This is a genomic window from Latilactobacillus fuchuensis (assembly GCF_900258455.1).
GTDB classification, from domain to species: domain Bacteria; phylum Bacillota; class Bacilli; order Lactobacillales; family Lactobacillaceae; genus Latilactobacillus; species Latilactobacillus fuchuensis.
The window spans coordinates 919,445-936,332 of sequence record NZ_LT984417.1; the positions used below are offsets into that span (position 1 = coordinate 919,445).

Sequence of the window (16,888 nt, forward strand, 5' to 3'; positions counted from 1 at the left end):
AACAACTAGAAGCACAGTTATCCAAACGGGTAGTTGTGTTTTTTAGCATGATTAGAAAGGAGCAAACTTATGGAAATTGAACAACAGCTAGCCCAAAAGATTGTGGCGCGCTTGCAACGAGAGATTCCGTATAACATTAATGTGATGAATAAACAGGGCGTGATTATCGCCAGTGGTGAACCAACGCGGGTTGGCCAGTTGCATGATGGCGCGGTCGAAGCGATTCGTCTCCGGCAAAATAATCGAATTCTAACTGATCAACCCAATGGCATTTTACAGGGGTTTAATATGCCGATTGTGGTTCAAAACGACGTGATTGGTGTCGTTGGGATTACCGGTGATCCAGAGCAGTTGGTTTATATCGCACCTTTAGTGAAAGTCACAACGGAATTATTGACGGAACAAGCCTTACGTGCTAAAGAAGAAGCCCGTGAAAAAAGACGGTTGGAACGGTTTTTATTAACTTGGGTGGGACTCACAACCGAATCTGACCAAACTGCTGACTTGATTAATGAGGCGCATGCCTTAGGGATTAACCTCAACCAACAATATCAACTGATTCTCATTAACACGACGATTTTAATTCATCAGCCGGTGGATCCTAATAGTTATAAAATTCGTTTAAACCCGGATGAATTGGTGATTATTACTCGCCAACCAGCGGTGTGTCAAAGTTGGTTAGCGCTGGCGCAAAAGCAACAGTATATTGTCGGGATTAGTACAGCACAGAGCTTATTGGGAATTGCCTTAGCACAAGCGCGTCAAGTCGTTGATTATAACCGACTAACCCGGTCGACTGATCCGAATTATCGTTTGGAAATTGCGCATATCCAGCGGTTGTTAGCGGCTAAAGTAGACGTTAGTGATTACCGGCAACGTCTGATTGAAGTTAACCACCAACCAGCGGGCCATGAGCTAATCGCGACACTCAAAATGTATATTGAATTGAACGGCAATATGCAACAGACGGCCAATCAATTACACATTCATCGGAACACTTTGCACTATCGGCTAAGTCAGATTAAAACCAAAATTGGGTTAGACCCTAAGGTTTATCACGAATTAGTGATGTTATACATTGCTTTAATTGATTACCAATTAAATTAATTGTGCAGTTGCACAATTATTATCGGAAAATCGCCAGTGTTATATATCAGATGAAACGATTACAATTATTCTGTAATATAACACAGGAGGTTTTTTAGATGACAATTGTTTGGTGGGCTGCCCTCATTGGTTTAGCAGTCGCGATTATTTTAATTTTATGCCACTTGAATGCTGTTTATTCGCTACTTTTAGGAACAATCACAGGGGCGTTGATTGGCGGGGCGAGTTTAGCGCAGACTGTCGATATCATCGTCACGGGTTCTCAAAGTGTGATGGGGACCGTCATTCGCGTTCTGGCCGCCGGCGTTTTAGCTGGGGTCATGATGGAATCGGGTGCGGCCGACACGATTGCGCGCACGATTGTTGATCGCTTAGGGGATCGTTTAGCGATTTTCGCTTTAGCGTTAGCGACGATGATTATTACCGGCGTCGGTGTCTTTATCCCAGTGGCCGTTTTAATCGTCGCACCGATTGCCCTTGAAGTTGGGCAACGGATGCACATCTCTAAGCTAGCGTTGTTAGTCGCCTTATCAGGTGGCGGTAAGGCGGGGAATATCATTTCGCCGAATCCGAATACGATTGCGGCGGCTAAGGGCTTCAATGTTGAACTCAGTCAATTAATGATTGCCGACTTCATTCCTGCAGTTTGCGGGTTAATCATGACGATTATCTTAGCAACGTTATTGAAAAATAAGGGTGCACAGGTTCAATCCAGTGATGTTGAAGGTCGTCAAAGTGATCAAACACAAGTTGGCCCTTCTTTAAAATCAGCGATTGTCACACCATTATTGGCCGTTATTTTATTATTGATTAATCCAATCGGGAATATTTTCCATATTGAATTATTACAAAGTTTTCAAGTCGATGCGATGTATATCTTGCCAATCGCCGGCATTATCGGGACGTTGGCGATGGGTAAAGGTCATCAATTGTTAGCTTACACGAAAGCCGGTATGGCACGGATGACCGACGTCGTTCTAATCTTAATCGGGGCTGGTGCGATTGCCGGGTTGATTGGGGTGTCGAATTTACCGGCAGAAGTCGTTCGTTTAGTCCAAAGCAGTGGGATTTCTGGCACCTTCTTAGCACCGATTTCTGGGATTTTAATGGCGGCAGCGACGGCTTCAACCTCGACAGGGGTTATTTTAGCGGCTGGATCGTTTAGTAAACCAATCTTAGCGTTTGGGATACCAGCGTTGAGCGCAGCCGTGATGGTCCATACGGGTGCGACAGTCATTGATCATCTACCCCACGGTAATTATTTCCACGTGACGGCCAATGCGATGAAGATGACGTTTAAAGAACGGATGCAAGCCGTTGTCTGGGAAACTGGTGTCGGTTTAACGATGGCGGTTGTTGCGGTTCTCATGTATGGCATATTGTGAGGTGGATAGGATGAAAATTGTATTAGCGCCAGATTCATTTAAAAATTCAGTGACGGCAATCGAAGCTAGTCACGCAATGCGCACCGGATTTGCGAGTATTTTTCCAGAAGCTGAAATCGTTGAAGTACCGATGGCTGATGGTGGCGAGGGGACGGTTCAATCCTTAGTCGATGCTACCGATGGTCAGTTTAAAACGGCAACGGTTAAAAATCCACTAGGCGTTGACGTTGAAGCGCAATATGGCTTGTTGGGCGATCAACAAACGGCCGTCATCGAAATGGCGGCGGCCAGTGGCATTCAATTTATTGATGAAGCGACGCAAAATCCGTTAATCACGACCACTTACGGGACGGGCCAATTAATCCGAGCGGCGATTGAAGCCGGGGCACGTAAAGTGATTATCGGAATAGGTGGCAGCGCGACTAACGATGGCGGTGCCGGCATGGCACAGGCCTTGGGTGTTCAGTTATTGGACGCTCAGCGACAACCAATTGGATTTGGTGGCGGGGCGTTGGCGAAATTAGCCGCAATTGATTTGACAGATGTGCTCCCCGTTTTGAAAGACGTTGAACTCGTGATTGCTTCTGATGTGACCAATCCATTGACGGGTCCGACAGGGGCATCAGCCGTGTTTGGTCCGCAAAAAGGGGCAACACCGGCAATGGTCGCACAACTTGATCAAAACCTCAGTCATTACGCGCAGATTATTCAGCGCGACATCGGTTTAGACGTCGCAACAATCGCCGGCGCTGGTGCTGCTGGCGGATTGGGTGCTGGCCTGTTGGCCTTTACAAACGCACAGATGCAAGCCGGGGTTGAGATTGTGGTTGCACAAACCCGTTTAGCCCAGATTGCTCAGGATGCCGATTTAGTGGTGACTGGTGAAGGCGGGATTGATTTTCAAACGCAATACGGTAAAACGCCGATGGGAGTTGCGCGCGCGGTGAAACGGGTTAATCCCAATGCCACTGTGATTGCGATTGCTGGCAATATTGGTCAAGGGACGGAAGTGCTATACGACCTAGGCATTGACGCCATCTTTTGTTCAACACCTGGCGTTATGACGTTGGAACAAGCTTTGGCGCGGACGAAAGATAATCTGACGTTAACGAGTATCAACATTGCCCGCTTAATCAAACAAAGTCAGTCGTAATAAACCAATTAAAATGGTGAGTTAGTCGCAACTATCGGACTAATTGACCATTTTTATTTGGCCGGAATAATCGCAATAAACGTTGACTCAGACCAATAAAATCGGTACTCTAATAGATAGGTCAATCTAATCTAGGAGGCGTCAAATGGAACTGGCACAAAATGCACGAATGAATTCACTGTTTGAATTTTATGGTGCCCTGTTAACGGCGAAACAGCACAGTTACATTTCGCTGTACTATGGGGATGATTTCTCACTAGGTGAAATTGCTGAAGAGTATGCGGTGAGCCGTCAGGCCGTCTACGACAATATTCGTCGGACTGAAAAAATATTAGAAGGTTATGAAGCGAAGTTGCATTTATTCCAGAATTACGAACAACAAAATGCGAGTGCTGATCAGCTTAAAAAATATATTCAAGCCAATTATCCAGAAGACCAACAATTAGCGCGGTTATTAGCGGATTTGTTGGCGTTAACAGAACAATAAAAACAATTAAAGGAATGATGATCAGTGGCATTTGAAGGTTTAACAGAACGATTACAAGGGGCATTAAGTAAATTACGACGTAAAGGGAAAGTGACTGAGGCCGACGTCAATCAAGCCATGCGTGAGATTCGTCTCGCGTTATTGGAAGCCGATGTTAACTTTAGAGTCGTTAAAGATTTTATTAAAGTCGTTAAGGAACGGGCAATTGGGGCAGAAGTCCTCGATAGCTTGTCACCCGCACAACAAATCGTCAAAATCGTCGATGAAGAATTAACGAAGATGATGGGTGAAACCGCCGTACCGTTGAACAAATCACCACACGTCCCAACCATTATCATGATGGTCGGTCTCCAAGGGGCCGGGAAAACCACGACGGCTGGGAAACTAGCCAACTATTTAGTCCAAAATGAAAAAGCCCGACCATTGATGATTGCGGCCGATATCTACCGACCTGCAGCCATTGACCAATTAAAGACGGTCGGGTCACAAATTAACGTCCCCGTTTTTGACATGGGGACCGATGTCAGTCCAGTTGAAATCGTTCGTCAAGGGTTAGCACAGGCCAACTTACAAAAGAACGATTACGTCTTAATTGATACTGCCGGTCGACTCCAAATTGATGAAACCTTGATGCAAGAATTAGCGGACATTAGCGCATTAGCGCATCCGAATGAAATCTTGTTGACGGTCGATGCGATGACCGGTCAAGCTGCCGTTGATGTGGCCGAAGGGTTTAACGACCGTTTAGAGGTTACCGGGGTTGTTTTAACCAAGTTAGATGGCGATACGCGTGGTGGGGCTGCCCTTTCAATTCGCGCCGTCACGGGCAAACCGATTAAGTTCACTGGTCAAGGTGAAAAACTAACGCAATTAGATATCTTCTATCCTGATCGGATGAGTAGCCGAATCCTGGGCATGGGTGATATGTTGAGCTTGATTGAAAAAGCCCAACAGGATTACGACGAACAAAAAGCCGTCGATATGGCGGAAAAGATTAAAGAAAATAGTTTTGATTTTAACGATTTCCTCGATCAAATGGATCAATTGCAAAACATGGGCCCGTTGGAAGACATCATGAAGATGATTCCGGGAATGGCTAATAATCCCCAATTGAAGAACGTTAAGATGGATCCGAAAGACATGACGCACATGAAGGCGATTGTCCAATCAATGACGCCTAAAGAACGTGAAGATCCGGATCTATTGAACCCGAGTCGCCGTCGTCGTTTAGCCGCTGGTGCTGGTCGGCCAATCCAAGAAGTCAATCGGATGATTAAACAGTTTAATCAATCTAAAAAGATGATGAACCAAATGTCGAAAGGTAATTTTAACGGCATGGAAGGTTTAATGGGCAATGGCGTTCAAGGGCGCATGGGTAAGATGGCGATGAACTCAATGGTTCGTAAGAATAAGAAGAATAAGAAGAAACGCCTTAAAAATGCGCGCCGGTTTAAATCATAATCAAGTTAAATTAAAAAAAATCAGCCTGTAAAGAAAAAACACTTTACACGGCCTGTAATTTTTGGTATATTATGTCTTGTTAAAGAATTAATAGGAGGTGGCATTAATGTCAGTTAAAATTCGTATGAAACGCATGGGTTCTAAGAAACGCCCATTCTACCGTATTGTTGTAGCAGATTCACGTTCACCACGTGATGGCCGCTTTATCCAAGAAGTTGGTTACTACAATCCATTAACAGAACCAATTGACTTGAACTTACAAGAAGAAGTCATCATGGACTGGTTACAAAAAGGCGCACAACCTTCTGATACTGTTCGTAATCTTTTATCAAAACAAGGGATTATGCAAAAATATCACGAAGCGCGTTTCGCTAAGAAATAGGGACTCGTTATGACAGATGTGAAAGAACTAATTATTGCAATTGTTCAGCCACTTGTCGAACATCCCCAAGACGTCAAATTGACTGAACATGAAACTGAACGTTTTATGGAATTTGACTTAAAGGTGAATCCTGCTGATATCGGTCGCGTCATTGGCAAGCAGGGTCGGATTGCGCAATCAATCCGTACCATTGTTTATAGTGTGAAAGCACCATATGCTAAGCGCGTCCGCTTAAATATTGTAGATGCCTAAAAAAACGTTTAGATGAAACAGCAATGTTTTGTTTAGGCGTTTTTTGTTGAATAAGGAGAAAATTGCATGCCAGAAAAATATTATCAAGTCGGTAAAATCGTCAATACACACGGCATTCGGGGTGAAGTCCGGGTAATCGCCACCACCGATTTTGCGGAAGACCGTTTTAAAAAGGGAACACGACTCACCGTTGAAATGCCTAACGGTTTAACTGACGTGACCGTTTCAGCGATGCGTCAACACAAACAATTCTATCTATTGCAATTTGAGGGGTATCCGAACATCAATGATGTGGAACCCTTCAAAGGCCATAATTTAAAAATTGCGGCGAATCAACGGGATAATGAATTGGACGATGGTGAATATTATTACGATGATATCATCGGCATTGAAGTTGTTGAAGAAGCTGATGGGACTAGTTATGGGACCGTCAACGAAATTATTAATCCCGGGCCCAACGATGTCTGGGTTATTAAAAAACGGGGTCATCAGGATTTATTATTACCGTTCTTAAAAACAGTCATTAAACGGATTGATTTAGAAGCGGGTAAAGCCTATGTTGAAGTACCAGAAGGACTGATTGAATGAAAATAGATGTCTTAAGTTTATTTCCAGACATGGTTCAAAATGGGTTATCACAATCCATTATTGGTAAAGCAATCGACCGGGAATTGGTCAATCTAGAAGTCACAGACTTCCGTGATTTTTCAGTTAATAAACACCATTCAGTTGATGATGCCCCCTATGGTGGTGGTGCGGGGATGTTGTTGCGCCCCCAACCCATTTTTGAAGCGATGGATCAAGTTAATGCGAAGAATCCGGGCCATAAACGCGTGATTCTTTTAGATCCAGCGGGGGTCACCTTTAATCAAAGCGTGGCTGAAGAATTTGCGCAAGAAGACCATCTAGTGTTTATCTGTGGTCATTACGAAGGTTATGACGAACGAATCCGCACTCTGGTCACCGATGAAGTTTCCTTAGGTGATTTCGTCTTAACGGGTGGCGAATTAGGCGCGATGGTCATGATTGACGCGATTGCACGGCTAATTCCCGGTGTGTTGGGTAACCAACAATCCGCGATTACGGATTCATTTTCAACCGGTTTATTGGAACACCCGCAATATACGCGACCACCAGAATACCGTGGGTTAACGGTCCCAGAAGTATTGATGAACGGTAATCATAAACTAATCAATGAATGGCGTGAAAAGATGTCGCTTAAACGCACATTGGAACGGCGCCCCGATTTGTTAAAGAAACTCGATTTAACCAAGGATCAAATCAAATGGATTCGTGAATTAAAACAAGAAGCGACTTCAGAAAATTAGTCTTTTAATTGGTGGCTAATTATGGTAAAATTTAATATTGTGATGTGAAGTCACAAAACAACGGTATTCCGCTGGCGATTCAACGTTAATGAATATCTGTGAAAAAGGAGAGATTCTAATGAATCTATTAATTCAAGAACTTACAAAATCACAACTACGTTCAGACATGCCTGAATTCCGTCCTGGTGACAGTGTTCGAGTTCACGTTCGAGTTGTCGAAGGTACGCGCGAACGTATCCAATTATTCGAAGGCGTTGTTATCAAACGTCACGGTGTTGGCGTGAGCGAAACTTATACTGTTCGTAAGATCAGTAGCGGTATTGGTGTGGAAAGAACATTCCCATTACATTCACCACGTGTTGCTAAACTTGAAGTTATCCGTCATGGCCGTGTTCGTCGTGCTAAGTTATACTACTTACGCGCATTACATGGTAAGGCAGCTCGTATTAAAGAAGCTCGTCGTTAAGATAACCAATAAAAAGGCCGACTCATTACGAGGCGGCCTTTCTTTATGTGATAATTAAAAGTTAGGTGATAATGATGAATCAATGGATCTACGTTGTATTGTACCAAGCGAACCCACTGTATGTTGAAAAAAGTAAAATGATTCGTGCGTTCAGCTCCGAACAACGCGCTCAAGAATACGTCTCATTGCTCAATGAAACCCCTTATGCGAATCAATCGTTAAAAGAGGGGCATTATACGTATCGTAAATTAAACCTCAATTAACCTAATAAGTGGTGTTTGTAAGCAGCAATCTTTTGACGTGCTTTGTCTGGGGCGGGCTGCTTTTTTGGTGTGGTCTGATGGCAAGTCCCCAGGTAAGCCAAGAGCGGTTGGGAGAGCATGGCTAAAATCGATAATGTGAAAACGGTAATCAGCGCAACCAGCGCGTTCTTAGAAAGCGTGAGTTGATCAAAATAATGTTCAAAACGCTGATTAAAAGCGGTTAAATGGGCCTCGCTTTGATCAGAAGTGGCCTTATGTTGAACTTTTGGTTGTTGATGCGCATCGAATTGAACGGCGCTGGTTGGATGGCTTTTGGCAAAAGTCATGCCTTTATCGAATAAGTAAGGGCTTACAAAAGGCAATGCAAAAAGACAAATCAAACTAAAAACTGCAATTATTCGTTTCATAAAAATAATCCCCTTAGTTTTATAATTAAACTAATTATAGCATAAATAAGCCGTTATTAAAAATACCGTTCTAGCAACTCGCAAAATGCGGGTAGTTGCTAGAACGGTCATGATTAGTTGATATGGAATTGATAGGATTTGAAAGAGGCAATCAATCCAATCAGTAATAAAATCAAGGCGCCAATGAAATACCCTGGCAGTAGAATGAAGATGATGTAGGCAATAATCGCTACCAGGTTGGCAAAGAGCGCGGTGTTCCGACTCAAAGAGGTCAGGTAGGAAACGACGTGCAATACAATGGCAATCAGACTAAGCCACCAAACCTTGCCCATTGAATCACTATAGATGGTCATGAAGTTCGTCAAATGGGGATTAACCACCAGAATAATAATGGATTGAATCACGGTGACGGCTAAGAATATTAAATCATATAAAAATGGCAATTTACGAATTGAAATTTTCATCGCGATGAACCTCTAAGTCTCATAGTTTAAGTTATTATCAGTATAACGAATTTTAACCTAAAAAGAAATATCGAATTTAGGAGACTTACTTGTCGTTGGCAATCCAGTCATCCAAAATCGCCATTTTGGTTTGGACGTAATCGATACTAGCGTTTAGTTTTTGTTGGCGTTCGTGTAATGTGATTAATTGTTTGGCTAAATAGTCGCGTCGTTGTTGAAAAGTCCCGTGGTGGCTACGTAATTCAAGATACTTTTGAATTTCAGCAATTGAAAAGCCACCGCCTTTCAAGCGACGGATTAGGGCAATCCGTTCTTGATGCTGGTTAGAATAGTAGCGCAAATTGCGTGTCCCGCGTAGCGGCGTTAGTAGGTGTTGGCGTTCATAATAGCGCAATGTATCTGGTGATAAGCCGGTTAATTTAGAAAATTGGCCAATTGAATATTGATTATCGGTTGACATGGACTTCACTCCATTACTTATAATATTAAAGTTGTGTAAAAACAGGAGGGATCAAGTTTGTGAGAAAAGAAAAAATATTTACCCGTGATTTTTGGTTAATTGCGAGTGTCAATCTATTGGTGATGACAACCTATTATAGTTTAATGGTGACCACCGCTAAATTTACGACGGACCAATTTCACACGAGTACCAGCATTGCCGGATTAGTGATTGGGATTACCGTGATTGGGATTTTAATCGCGCGGTTTAGTTCAGGTTATTTAACCCAACATTTTACGACTAAAAAATTGTTAATGACCGGGACGATTTTATTAGTGCCCGCGATGATTTTATACCATTTTACAACCAGTTTAGCGATTTTAATGGCGGTACGCTTACTCCACGGTTTAGCGATTGGTTTAATTAGTACTGTGACCAATACGGCGGTGGTGTTACTTTTTCCAGTCGAACGCCGTAGTGAAGGGATTAGTTATTTCAGTTTAAGCACCGTTTTAGGAACGGCAGTTGGGCCCTTTTTAGGGTTAAAACTGATGCAGACGGTTGGCTTTTCAACGTTATTTAATGTTGAAATTGGTTTTGCAATCGCGGCCCTCGTCATTGCCACACTGATTAATGCCGAAAAAATTCGGTTTAAGAAGGTTCAACATAACGAACCGTTAACTTTAGCACATTTTATTGAAATCAAGGCGATGCCAATCGCACTATTGATGTTCGTTGTTGGATTAGGTTATGCAGCGATTCAAGCTTATCTTTCATTTTACGCTGGTCAATTGGATTTGGCGACCTATGCAAGCTATTTCTTTTTAGCCTACGCATTTGCGGCCTTATTATCACGACCCTTTACCGGCCGCTTATTGGACGCTGTTGGCGCCAAAGCCGTTGTTGTCCCAACCTTATTAATTAACGCGGTTGGGCTAGCAGGGGTTGCTTGGACGCATAGTGGTTGGGGGTTATTAGTCTCAGCTTTTCTAATTGGGTTAGGTTTCGGTAATTTCCAATCAGTTGCGCAATCAATTGTGGCTAAGAAAGTCCCCGTTAAACGTTTAAGTCAAGCGACCGCGACGTTCTTTATTTTCTTTGATCTGAGTCTCGGTATCGGACCATTCTTATTAGGTTTGATTGAACCCGCAGTCGGCTACAGCAATTTATATTTATTGACAGCAATCATGGTATTAGCGTGTGCCATCGGTTATTGGCTAGTCAGTCATTTTTCAAAGCAAGAGACGAATTAAATTAATTAGAATTAATACAAGCTGTGACAGAACTTTGAAAAATCGCCTATCCCGAACTAAGGATAGACGATTTTTTGATTTGAACGGAAATTGATGAGTTCTGGCGCGCGTCAAAAAATAATGTTCGTTTAATATCAGAATATGACGACTTCTGTCACAGCTTGTTTTGTGTGTCGTGCGGGAAATGCAATTAAATAAGCACAATCAATGTCAATATGGCGACATTGATTGCACTTATTTAAGAAATCTGATTTAGATAGCTGAAGGAGAGTACAGGAATTGAACCTGCGCGCCGGTATAAGCCGGTTCGACGGATTTCGAGTCCGTTGCATTACCACTCTGCCAACTCTCCACAATGGTATTATTATAGCAGATTTTATGGATTCTGAAAAGTAAATCACAAAAAAGATTGAGCTTTGGCAACGGATTCGGTATCATTGAGAATGAATATCAATTAGAATTGATGAAGAGGGGCTTTTCAATGACAAAAAATGGGGTATTACTCATTAATTTAGGCACACCGGCGGAACCGACAACCAAAGCTGTGCGCAGCTATTTGAAATTATTTTTAGGTGATCCACGTGTGATTCAAATACCACGACTATTCTGGTGGCCAATTTTAAATTTGATGATTTTACCCGCACGGCCTAAGAAATCGGCAAAACTGTATCAATCGATCTGGACTGAAAATGGGTCACCGTTGTTATATTATACGCAACAACAAACCACGGCGTTGCAAGCTCATTTTCCGGATAAAATGGTCCGTTTTGCGATGAGTTATAGCAATCCGCGCATTGGGGCGGTTTTAACTGAATTTGAGGCCGCTGGGGTGACGGATTTAACCGTGATTCCACTTTATCCGCAATATTCAACGACGACGGTTGGAGCAGTCTACGATGAGGTTGCGCGTTTTTATGTGGGTTATCCACAAATGCCGACGTTGCATTTTATTCAAGATTTCAGCGACAATCCACAATATGTGCAAGCGATGGCGGCCAAAATCCAAACACAATTAGCCGATGCTGATTACGATCAGATTCTATTATCCTATCACGGGATTCCTAAGAGTTACGCGACTAAAGGGGATCCCTATCCACAACGTTGTGAGAATTGCACGGCCTTGATTGCCGCCCAGTTAAAAACAGCGGTCCCAGTTACCATGACCTATCAATCGAAGTTTGGACCGAATGAATGGTTAACGCCGGCGACCGATGCAACGTTAAAGGCCTTACCAGGGCAAGGTGTGCACAAGATACTTGTGGTGACGCCTAGTTTTGTGGCGGACTGCCTAGAGACGGTCGAAGAGATCGAGGATGAAAATCGCGGTTATTTCATGGGAAATGGCGGTCAACAATTTGATGTGGTGCAACCCTTTAATGCAGACCCAGAATTTACGACAGTCCTTGCGAGCCTAGTGAGATAGCTTGTTAACGAACGATATTAGTTTTCGTTTATCCTATAATTAGGTACTTAATTTTTAGGGGACAGTGTGTTATTCTATTCTCAAGGAGATGAGCGAATGGCACAGAAACATTTTTATGGTAAATATGAAATTACAGAAGAACAAAGTGCTGATCAATATTTGGCGACCGTTAAGTTGCGTAACGCGGTTACTCAGATTGTGATTGAGGATGATGTTTTAGCGGAGTTGACGGCCCAATCAATTTTGCCGCAAACTGTCATTCATAATATTATCAAAGATTCCACACAACTCAGAAAACCAATGACGATTTCGAAACATAATATCGATCAATATTTAGACTAAAAAACGTTAGAATCAACTGATTCTAACGTTTTTTAGTGGGTACTGATATCGCAAAAAGTAGCTGAGACCGCTTTTTGTAAATCTTGCGGATTGATTTGAATCGAACGACCAATTTTACCCGATGAAACGAAGATTAAAGGCTCTTCAGCGGCTTGCTGATCGATATAAATCGGGAAATGGGCCTTTTCCCAAATGCCGATGGGGGTATTGGCACCATGTTCGTAACCGGTTGTCGCCACTAAGTCTTTAAGGGGCAGCATGGTAATTTTTTTATTACCTGAAATTTGGCTGAGCTTTTTTTCATCTAAATGACCATCAATCGGCACGACACCAACAATCGGACCGGTTTGTTTGCCAGTTAAGACCAGTGTTTTGTAAATCAAATGTTCATCAATCCCGAGATGCTCAACTTGCATTTGAGCGACATGGTGTTCTTCATGGGTTGGAAAAGCAAACTGTGTGTAACTAATTTTTTGCTTATCAAGAATTTTTTCAACGAGGGTTTTAGGTAGTTGATCCTTCTTTTTCTTACTCAAAATGACGACACTCCTTACTATACAATATGCTTAGTTTACGGCATCTGCTTAAAATTGCAAATATTAAAGGGGTTAGCTGACGCCAATTAATGGATTTCGTTGTATAATCATTGTAAGCAAGGAGAGGATTTAGATGAGTTGGTTTAAACATAGTTATGAAGATGATATTAAGGTTGAGTCGCACGATTTCAACCAACTACTTAATCGAGCCAGAGCCGATAATGGTCATTATCAGAAAGTTCAGGCGACTTTTGCTGATTTAACGAAATCGTATCAGGTGGCACAATCTGAATTAAACACCAAGGAAAATAAGTGAGTTAAATAAGGGTAGTACAGGGATTCTAGCGCTCAATTCATTTGAGCTAGCCGGGGTCTTTTTTATATTTAAGAAGCATAAAATTCGCTTGAATACAATTAAATTGTTAAATTGATATAAAGTTATTTATTGACGGCTGTTAAAATATTCTATATTCTTATTATAACGATTAGCAAAACTAAAGGAGGAACCACCATGCCAATTCAAGCAACCACTGTCCCGACAACCGAATACGTGATTAAACTAAACCGATTACTCGAGAAATTTGTCGTTTTTGAGACTGTCTTTGATGAATATGCGCAGACGTGTCGTAACATTAGTTTGGGTAAATGTTTGGTGAATGAAAATTTGGAAACGCTTAAACTGTATTTTGAACAAAATCTAACGGTGTTGCGTCAATTTGTGGCCCAGGCGGGGAGCGTTGAGCCGCCAATCGTCTTTGAACAAATTAATCAAGAACTGCAAAATGCGTTAGCGGATTACGTGGTTGCGACGGAAACGATGGTTGATTCACTCGAGGGTGATGAACTGACCGTTTATCAACGGATTATTCTGGGTCGGTCTGAGCAGACTGTTCAACGGCAACGAATTAATCAAGTATTACAAGCAATTTCGAAAGTTAGCTTTTAGACCTGACGAATCCAACCGGTTATGGCATAATAAGAGTAATCAATAACGATAACTAACTTGGATGGGTGACATAATGGAACGACAAACCTGGCATTTTCTCTTCTATAAATCAGCGTTTACAAAAGTTCAGATTGACCGGCTATTAGGTTATTTACGACAACAACGTAATTTTGGCGGTTTTCCAATTGTCGAACTTGCTCAAGATGGGAATAGTAGTGACATTCGCTTTGTCACGATGACCTTTGATCCATTAGCTCAAATTGAGACACCGTTGCAATCGGAGATGGCGAAGTTTATCCTGATGCATGCGATTCGACCAGACGATAATTCGGCTGAAGCGGATATGCGGTTATATGGGCGTGTCATGAGTCATTCATTAGAAGCACTGGGAATCGAATTTCAACGTTACGATCAGCAAACAATGGACGTCATTTATTGGGGTCAAGGTGCGACCCAAGATTAGGCTTAAAACCAAGTTGGCTTAGACTAACTTGGTTTTTTTATTTGTTATGTCTTTAGATTCGGGCCATAATCAGGTATGATATTATCAGACCAGCTATTTACAGAAAAGATAGAATAATAATAAGGAAATGGTGATTAATGATGGCAGACCAAAATATGCTTGAATTCTTTGAAACCGAATTAGATGATTTACAATTTAGCGGTGATGTTAACTTGAACTGGGATAAACAATCGCGCGCAATTGAACTTGAATTTACGTTAAATGTTGCAAAGAGCCAAGAACTAGCAGTCGAAGATCAAGATGGCGAATTAAATGAATCAGATGAAATTAGTTATGAAGATGCGATTTTATTTTTTGATGAAAGTAAGTTAGACGGGTTTGAATACGCTGATAACTATTTGGCCGTGATTCCTTTCTCAGGTCGCCAAGGGTTAAACGCACAAGTTGCCCGTGGCCTTTTCAATTATCTACAAGATTTATTAGATGATGGCGAAGACCAATTAGCCGCGTTTGCCAATGATGAATCTGAAGAAGAAACGTTTATTCTAAATTGGGATGATACGGTCTTCCAAGCAACTGTTGCACAAGCAGACGCTCAATTAGCTAAAAAATATTACGCTTATCCTAAGTATTAAGGAGCCTTTAAAATGGAATGGACAAAAGTAACCGTCACAACCCTCAATGAATCCGTTGAAGCAATTGCGAATATTCTAACTGATGCGGGGGCTGAAGGGATTCAGATTGAAGATGTGACTGATGTTCAAATTAGTGCCTTTTTCCCTGAATCTATTTTTGTCCCCGAACGGTTACCAATCATTAAACACCGAATTGGCCAATTGGCTGAATTTGGATTAGATGCCGGCGCCGGTACCGTAGCGTTACAACAAGTCGCGGATGATGATTGGGCAACGGCTTGGAAGAAATATTATCGGCCAACCCGTTTAACGCGCTTTTTAACGGTCGTCCCTAGTTGGACCGATTATCAACCAGAAGATCCGCGTGAAGCGTTAATCAAGATGGATCCGGGGATGGCGTTTGGGACTGGAACGCATCCGACAACGCATCTTTCGGTACAAATGTTGGAAATGATTTTACGCGGCGGTGAACAGCTGATTGATGTCGGGACGGGTTCCGGTGTTTTGAGTATTGCAGCGGCCCATCTTGGGGTTAGTGATATTCGTGCGTACGATGTCGATCAAGTCGCCGTCGATTCGGCTAAAGAGAACTTTGCTTTAAACCCAGTGACTAAGGGGATTGACGCCCAACCGAATGATTTGTTAAACGGGATTGCGGTTCCGGCAGATGTGATTGTGGCCAATATGTTAACGGAAGTTTTAGTGCCGATGATTCCGCAAGCTAAACCACTTTTGAAACCGAACGGGCATTTATTGTTAGCCGGTATTATTAACGATAAAGAAGCGGTCATTCGTCAAACGTTAGCGGCTAATGAACTGATAGTTCAAGAAACCTTATATATGGGTGATTGGGTCGGGATTATCGCACGTTTGAAAACTGATGAAGATTAAGAGGAATTAAGATGCAACGTTATTTTTTAGAGCAACCTTTAGCCCTCGAACAAGCCGTTGAATTAACGGGGGAAACCGCCCACCATATGTTGAAGGTGATGCGGATGCAAGTGGGCACCCAAGTTGAGTTGGTGTCGGTTGATGAACAAGCCTTCGTGGCTGCAATCATGGTCGCTGATGTCACCAATAAAATGGTGCAACTGACGGTTCAAACCGCGTTAACCACGACGGTCGAATTACCAGTGGCCACCACGATTGTTTGTGGGTTGTCCAAAGGGGATAAAACCGATTGGATCGTTCAAAAGGGTACTCAACTCGGGGCGCACCGGTTTATTTTTTGTAACAGTCAATTTTCAATTGCGAAATGGGATGCTAAAAAGCAAACTAAGAAGTTACAACGATTGCAAAAGATTGCGCAAGAAGCGGCCGAACAAGCCCATCGAACGCATGTCCCAACGATTGAATGGCGCGCAAGTTTAACCTCGATCGCAACTGAAGCGGCGACCGTCAAACTAGTGGCGTATGAAGAATCGGCGAAAGCCGGTGAAACTGCACAACTAGTGAAGAATTTACAAACATTGACGGCTGGGCAAAGCTTGTTGTGTGTCTTTGGGCCAGAAGGCGGCTTAGCGCCGGCTGAAGTAGCACAATTACAGGCGGCCAATTTTCAATTAGTCGGACTAGGCCCTCGGATTTTACGGGCGGAAACGGCGCCATTATATTTATTAAGTGCGCTGTCATATGTGACAGAGTTAGCCACTTTATAGTATGATAGGGAATAACAATTTGATAGAGGGCTTATAGA

At 42.6% G+C, this 16,888-nt stretch carries 24 protein-coding genes and 1 tRNA gene; 20 read left to right on the forward strand and 5 right to left on the reverse strand.

Annotated features, from left to right (window positions below):
* The first annotated feature begins 69 nt into the window (after positions 1–69).
* The 11 genes from LFUMFP_RS04290 (at position 70) to LFUMFP_RS04340 (ending at position 8,284) form a co-directional block, all read left to right on the forward strand.
* Positions 70–1,107, forward strand: a complete 1,038-nt coding sequence (locus LFUMFP_RS04290; RefSeq protein WP_056950131.1) for a CdaR family transcriptional regulator — start codon at positions 70–72, stop codon at positions 1,105–1,107.
* Between the two features lie 98 nt (positions 1,108–1,205).
* Positions 1,206–2,492 (forward strand): GntP family permease, encoded by a 1,287-nt coding sequence (locus tag LFUMFP_RS04295; protein WP_056950129.1) that lies wholly within the window; start codon positions 1,206–1,208, stop codon positions 2,490–2,492.
* Between the two features lie 10 nt (positions 2,493–2,502).
* Positions 2,503–3,645 carry a glycerate kinase family protein gene (locus LFUMFP_RS04300; protein ID WP_106483104.1) on the forward strand — a complete coding sequence of 381 codons (1,143 nt, stop codon included), beginning with the start codon at positions 2,503–2,505 and terminating at the stop codon, positions 3,643–3,645.
* A 145-nt stretch (positions 3,646–3,790) separates the two neighbouring features.
* Positions 3,791–4,132 (forward strand): putative DNA-binding protein, encoded by a 342-nt coding sequence (locus LFUMFP_RS04305; protein WP_025082508.1) that lies wholly within the window; start codon positions 3,791–3,793, stop codon positions 4,130–4,132.
* 24 nt (positions 4,133–4,156) lie between these two features.
* Positions 4,157–5,593, forward strand: a complete 1,437-nt coding sequence (gene ffh, locus LFUMFP_RS04310) for a signal recognition particle protein (protein WP_025082509.1) — start codon at positions 4,157–4,159, stop codon at positions 5,591–5,593.
* 106 nt (positions 5,594–5,699) lie between these two features.
* Positions 5,700–5,975 (forward strand): 30S ribosomal protein S16, encoded by a 276-nt coding sequence (gene rpsP / locus LFUMFP_RS04315; protein WP_025082510.1) that lies wholly within the window; start codon positions 5,700–5,702, stop codon positions 5,973–5,975.
* Between the two features lie 9 nt (positions 5,976–5,984).
* Positions 5,985–6,227, forward strand: coding sequence for a KH domain-containing protein (locus LFUMFP_RS04320; protein ID WP_025082511.1), 243 nt, complete (start codon positions 5,985–5,987; stop codon positions 6,225–6,227).
* 66 nt (positions 6,228–6,293) lie between these two features.
* Positions 6,294–6,815: a ribosome maturation factor RimM gene (rimM, locus tag LFUMFP_RS04325; protein ID WP_025082512.1), complete on the forward strand. Its 522-nt coding sequence runs from the start codon at positions 6,294–6,296 to the stop codon at positions 6,813–6,815.
* Positions 6,812–7,555 (forward strand): tRNA (guanosine(37)-N1)-methyltransferase TrmD, encoded by a 744-nt coding sequence (gene trmD / locus LFUMFP_RS04330; RefSeq protein ID WP_025082513.1) that lies wholly within the window; start codon positions 6,812–6,814, stop codon positions 7,553–7,555. Before rimM ends, trmD begins: the two co-directional genes overlap by 4 nt.
* Positions 7,556–7,673: 118 nt before the next feature.
* Entirely contained in the window at positions 7,674–8,021 is a 348-nt protein-coding gene (gene rplS, locus LFUMFP_RS04335; protein ID WP_025082514.1) for a 50S ribosomal protein L19, read from the forward strand.
* A gap of 74 nt (positions 8,022–8,095) precedes the next feature.
* Positions 8,096–8,284 (forward strand): hypothetical protein, encoded by a 189-nt coding sequence (locus LFUMFP_RS04340; protein WP_106483105.1) that lies wholly within the window; start codon positions 8,096–8,098, stop codon positions 8,282–8,284.
* Here LFUMFP_RS04340 and LFUMFP_RS04345 read toward each other — a convergent pair.
* From LFUMFP_RS04345 to LFUMFP_RS04355, 3 genes are all read right to left on the reverse strand, one after another.
* A complete protein-coding gene (locus tag LFUMFP_RS04345; protein WP_106483106.1) occupies positions 8,281–8,691 on the reverse strand; it encodes a hypothetical protein in 411 nt (136 codons plus the stop codon). The two genes, LFUMFP_RS04340 and LFUMFP_RS04345, sit on opposite strands and share 4 nt — an antisense overlap.
* A gap of 113 nt (positions 8,692–8,804) precedes the next feature.
* Complete coding sequence (locus LFUMFP_RS04350) at positions 8,805–9,155, reverse strand: hypothetical protein (RefSeq protein WP_025082517.1); 351 nt, start codon at positions 9,153–9,155, stop codon at positions 8,805–8,807.
* Between the two features lie 85 nt (positions 9,156–9,240).
* On the reverse strand, positions 9,241–9,615 hold the full coding sequence (locus LFUMFP_RS04355) for a MerR family transcriptional regulator (RefSeq protein WP_106483107.1): 375 nt from the start codon (positions 9,613–9,615) through the stop codon (positions 9,241–9,243).
* Positions 9,616–9,674: 59 nt separating this feature from the next.
* Here LFUMFP_RS04355 and LFUMFP_RS04360 point away from each other — a divergent pair, with 59 nt between their 5' ends.
* Positions 9,675–10,847, forward strand: coding sequence for an MFS transporter (locus LFUMFP_RS04360; protein WP_106483108.1), 1,173 nt, complete (start codon positions 9,675–9,677; stop codon positions 10,845–10,847).
* Positions 10,848–11,111: 264 nt separating this feature from the next.
* On the opposite strand, the gene LFUMFP_RS04365 is transcribed toward LFUMFP_RS04360, so the two are convergent.
* A tRNA-Ser gene (locus LFUMFP_RS04365) sits at positions 11,112–11,199 on the reverse strand.
* Positions 11,200–11,328: 129 nt separating this feature from the next.
* Between LFUMFP_RS04365 and hemH the strand changes: the two genes are divergently transcribed.
* Together hemH and LFUMFP_RS04375 are read left to right on the forward strand one after the other, a co-directional pair.
* A complete protein-coding gene (hemH, locus tag LFUMFP_RS04370; RefSeq protein WP_056950127.1) occupies positions 11,329–12,270 on the forward strand; it encodes a ferrochelatase in 942 nt (313 codons plus the stop codon).
* A 96-nt stretch (positions 12,271–12,366) separates the two neighbouring features.
* Entirely contained in the window at positions 12,367–12,612 is a 246-nt protein-coding gene (locus LFUMFP_RS04375) for a hypothetical protein (protein ID WP_106483109.1), read from the forward strand.
* Between the two features lie 32 nt (positions 12,613–12,644).
* Here the strand turns inward: LFUMFP_RS04375 and ybaK are convergent, their stop codons facing one another.
* On the reverse strand, positions 12,645–13,148 hold the full coding sequence (gene ybaK, locus LFUMFP_RS04380) for a Cys-tRNA(Pro) deacylase (RefSeq protein WP_025082521.1): 504 nt from the start codon (positions 13,146–13,148) through the stop codon (positions 12,645–12,647).
* Positions 13,149–13,281: 133 nt separating this feature from the next.
* Here ybaK and LFUMFP_RS04385 point away from each other — a divergent pair, with 133 nt between their 5' ends.
* From LFUMFP_RS04385 to LFUMFP_RS04410, 6 genes are all read left to right on the forward strand, one after another.
* Positions 13,282–13,464: a hypothetical protein gene (locus LFUMFP_RS04385; RefSeq protein ID WP_025082522.1), complete on the forward strand. Its 183-nt coding sequence runs from the start codon at positions 13,282–13,284 to the stop codon at positions 13,462–13,464.
* Between the two features lie 195 nt (positions 13,465–13,659).
* The gene (locus tag LFUMFP_RS04390) at positions 13,660–14,094 is read left to right on the forward strand and encodes a hypothetical protein (protein WP_025082523.1); all 435 of its coding nucleotides are present in this window, start codon (positions 13,660–13,662) and stop codon (positions 14,092–14,094) included.
* Between the two features lie 73 nt (positions 14,095–14,167).
* Complete coding sequence (locus LFUMFP_RS04395; protein ID WP_025082524.1) at positions 14,168–14,557, forward strand: CBS domain-containing protein; 390 nt, start codon at positions 14,168–14,170, stop codon at positions 14,555–14,557.
* 140 nt (positions 14,558–14,697) lie between these two features.
* A complete protein-coding gene (locus tag LFUMFP_RS04400; RefSeq protein ID WP_025082525.1) occupies positions 14,698–15,192 on the forward strand; it encodes a DUF3013 family protein in 495 nt (164 codons plus the stop codon).
* A gap of 12 nt (positions 15,193–15,204) precedes the next feature.
* Entirely contained in the window at positions 15,205–16,083 is an 879-nt protein-coding gene (gene prmA, locus LFUMFP_RS04405) for a 50S ribosomal protein L11 methyltransferase (RefSeq protein WP_106483111.1), read from the forward strand.
* An 11-nt stretch (positions 16,084–16,094) separates the two neighbouring features.
* Positions 16,095–16,850, forward strand: a complete 756-nt coding sequence (locus LFUMFP_RS04410; RefSeq protein WP_106483112.1) for a 16S rRNA (uracil(1498)-N(3))-methyltransferase — start codon at positions 16,095–16,097, stop codon at positions 16,848–16,850.
* Positions 16,851–16,888 lie beyond the last annotated feature (38 nt).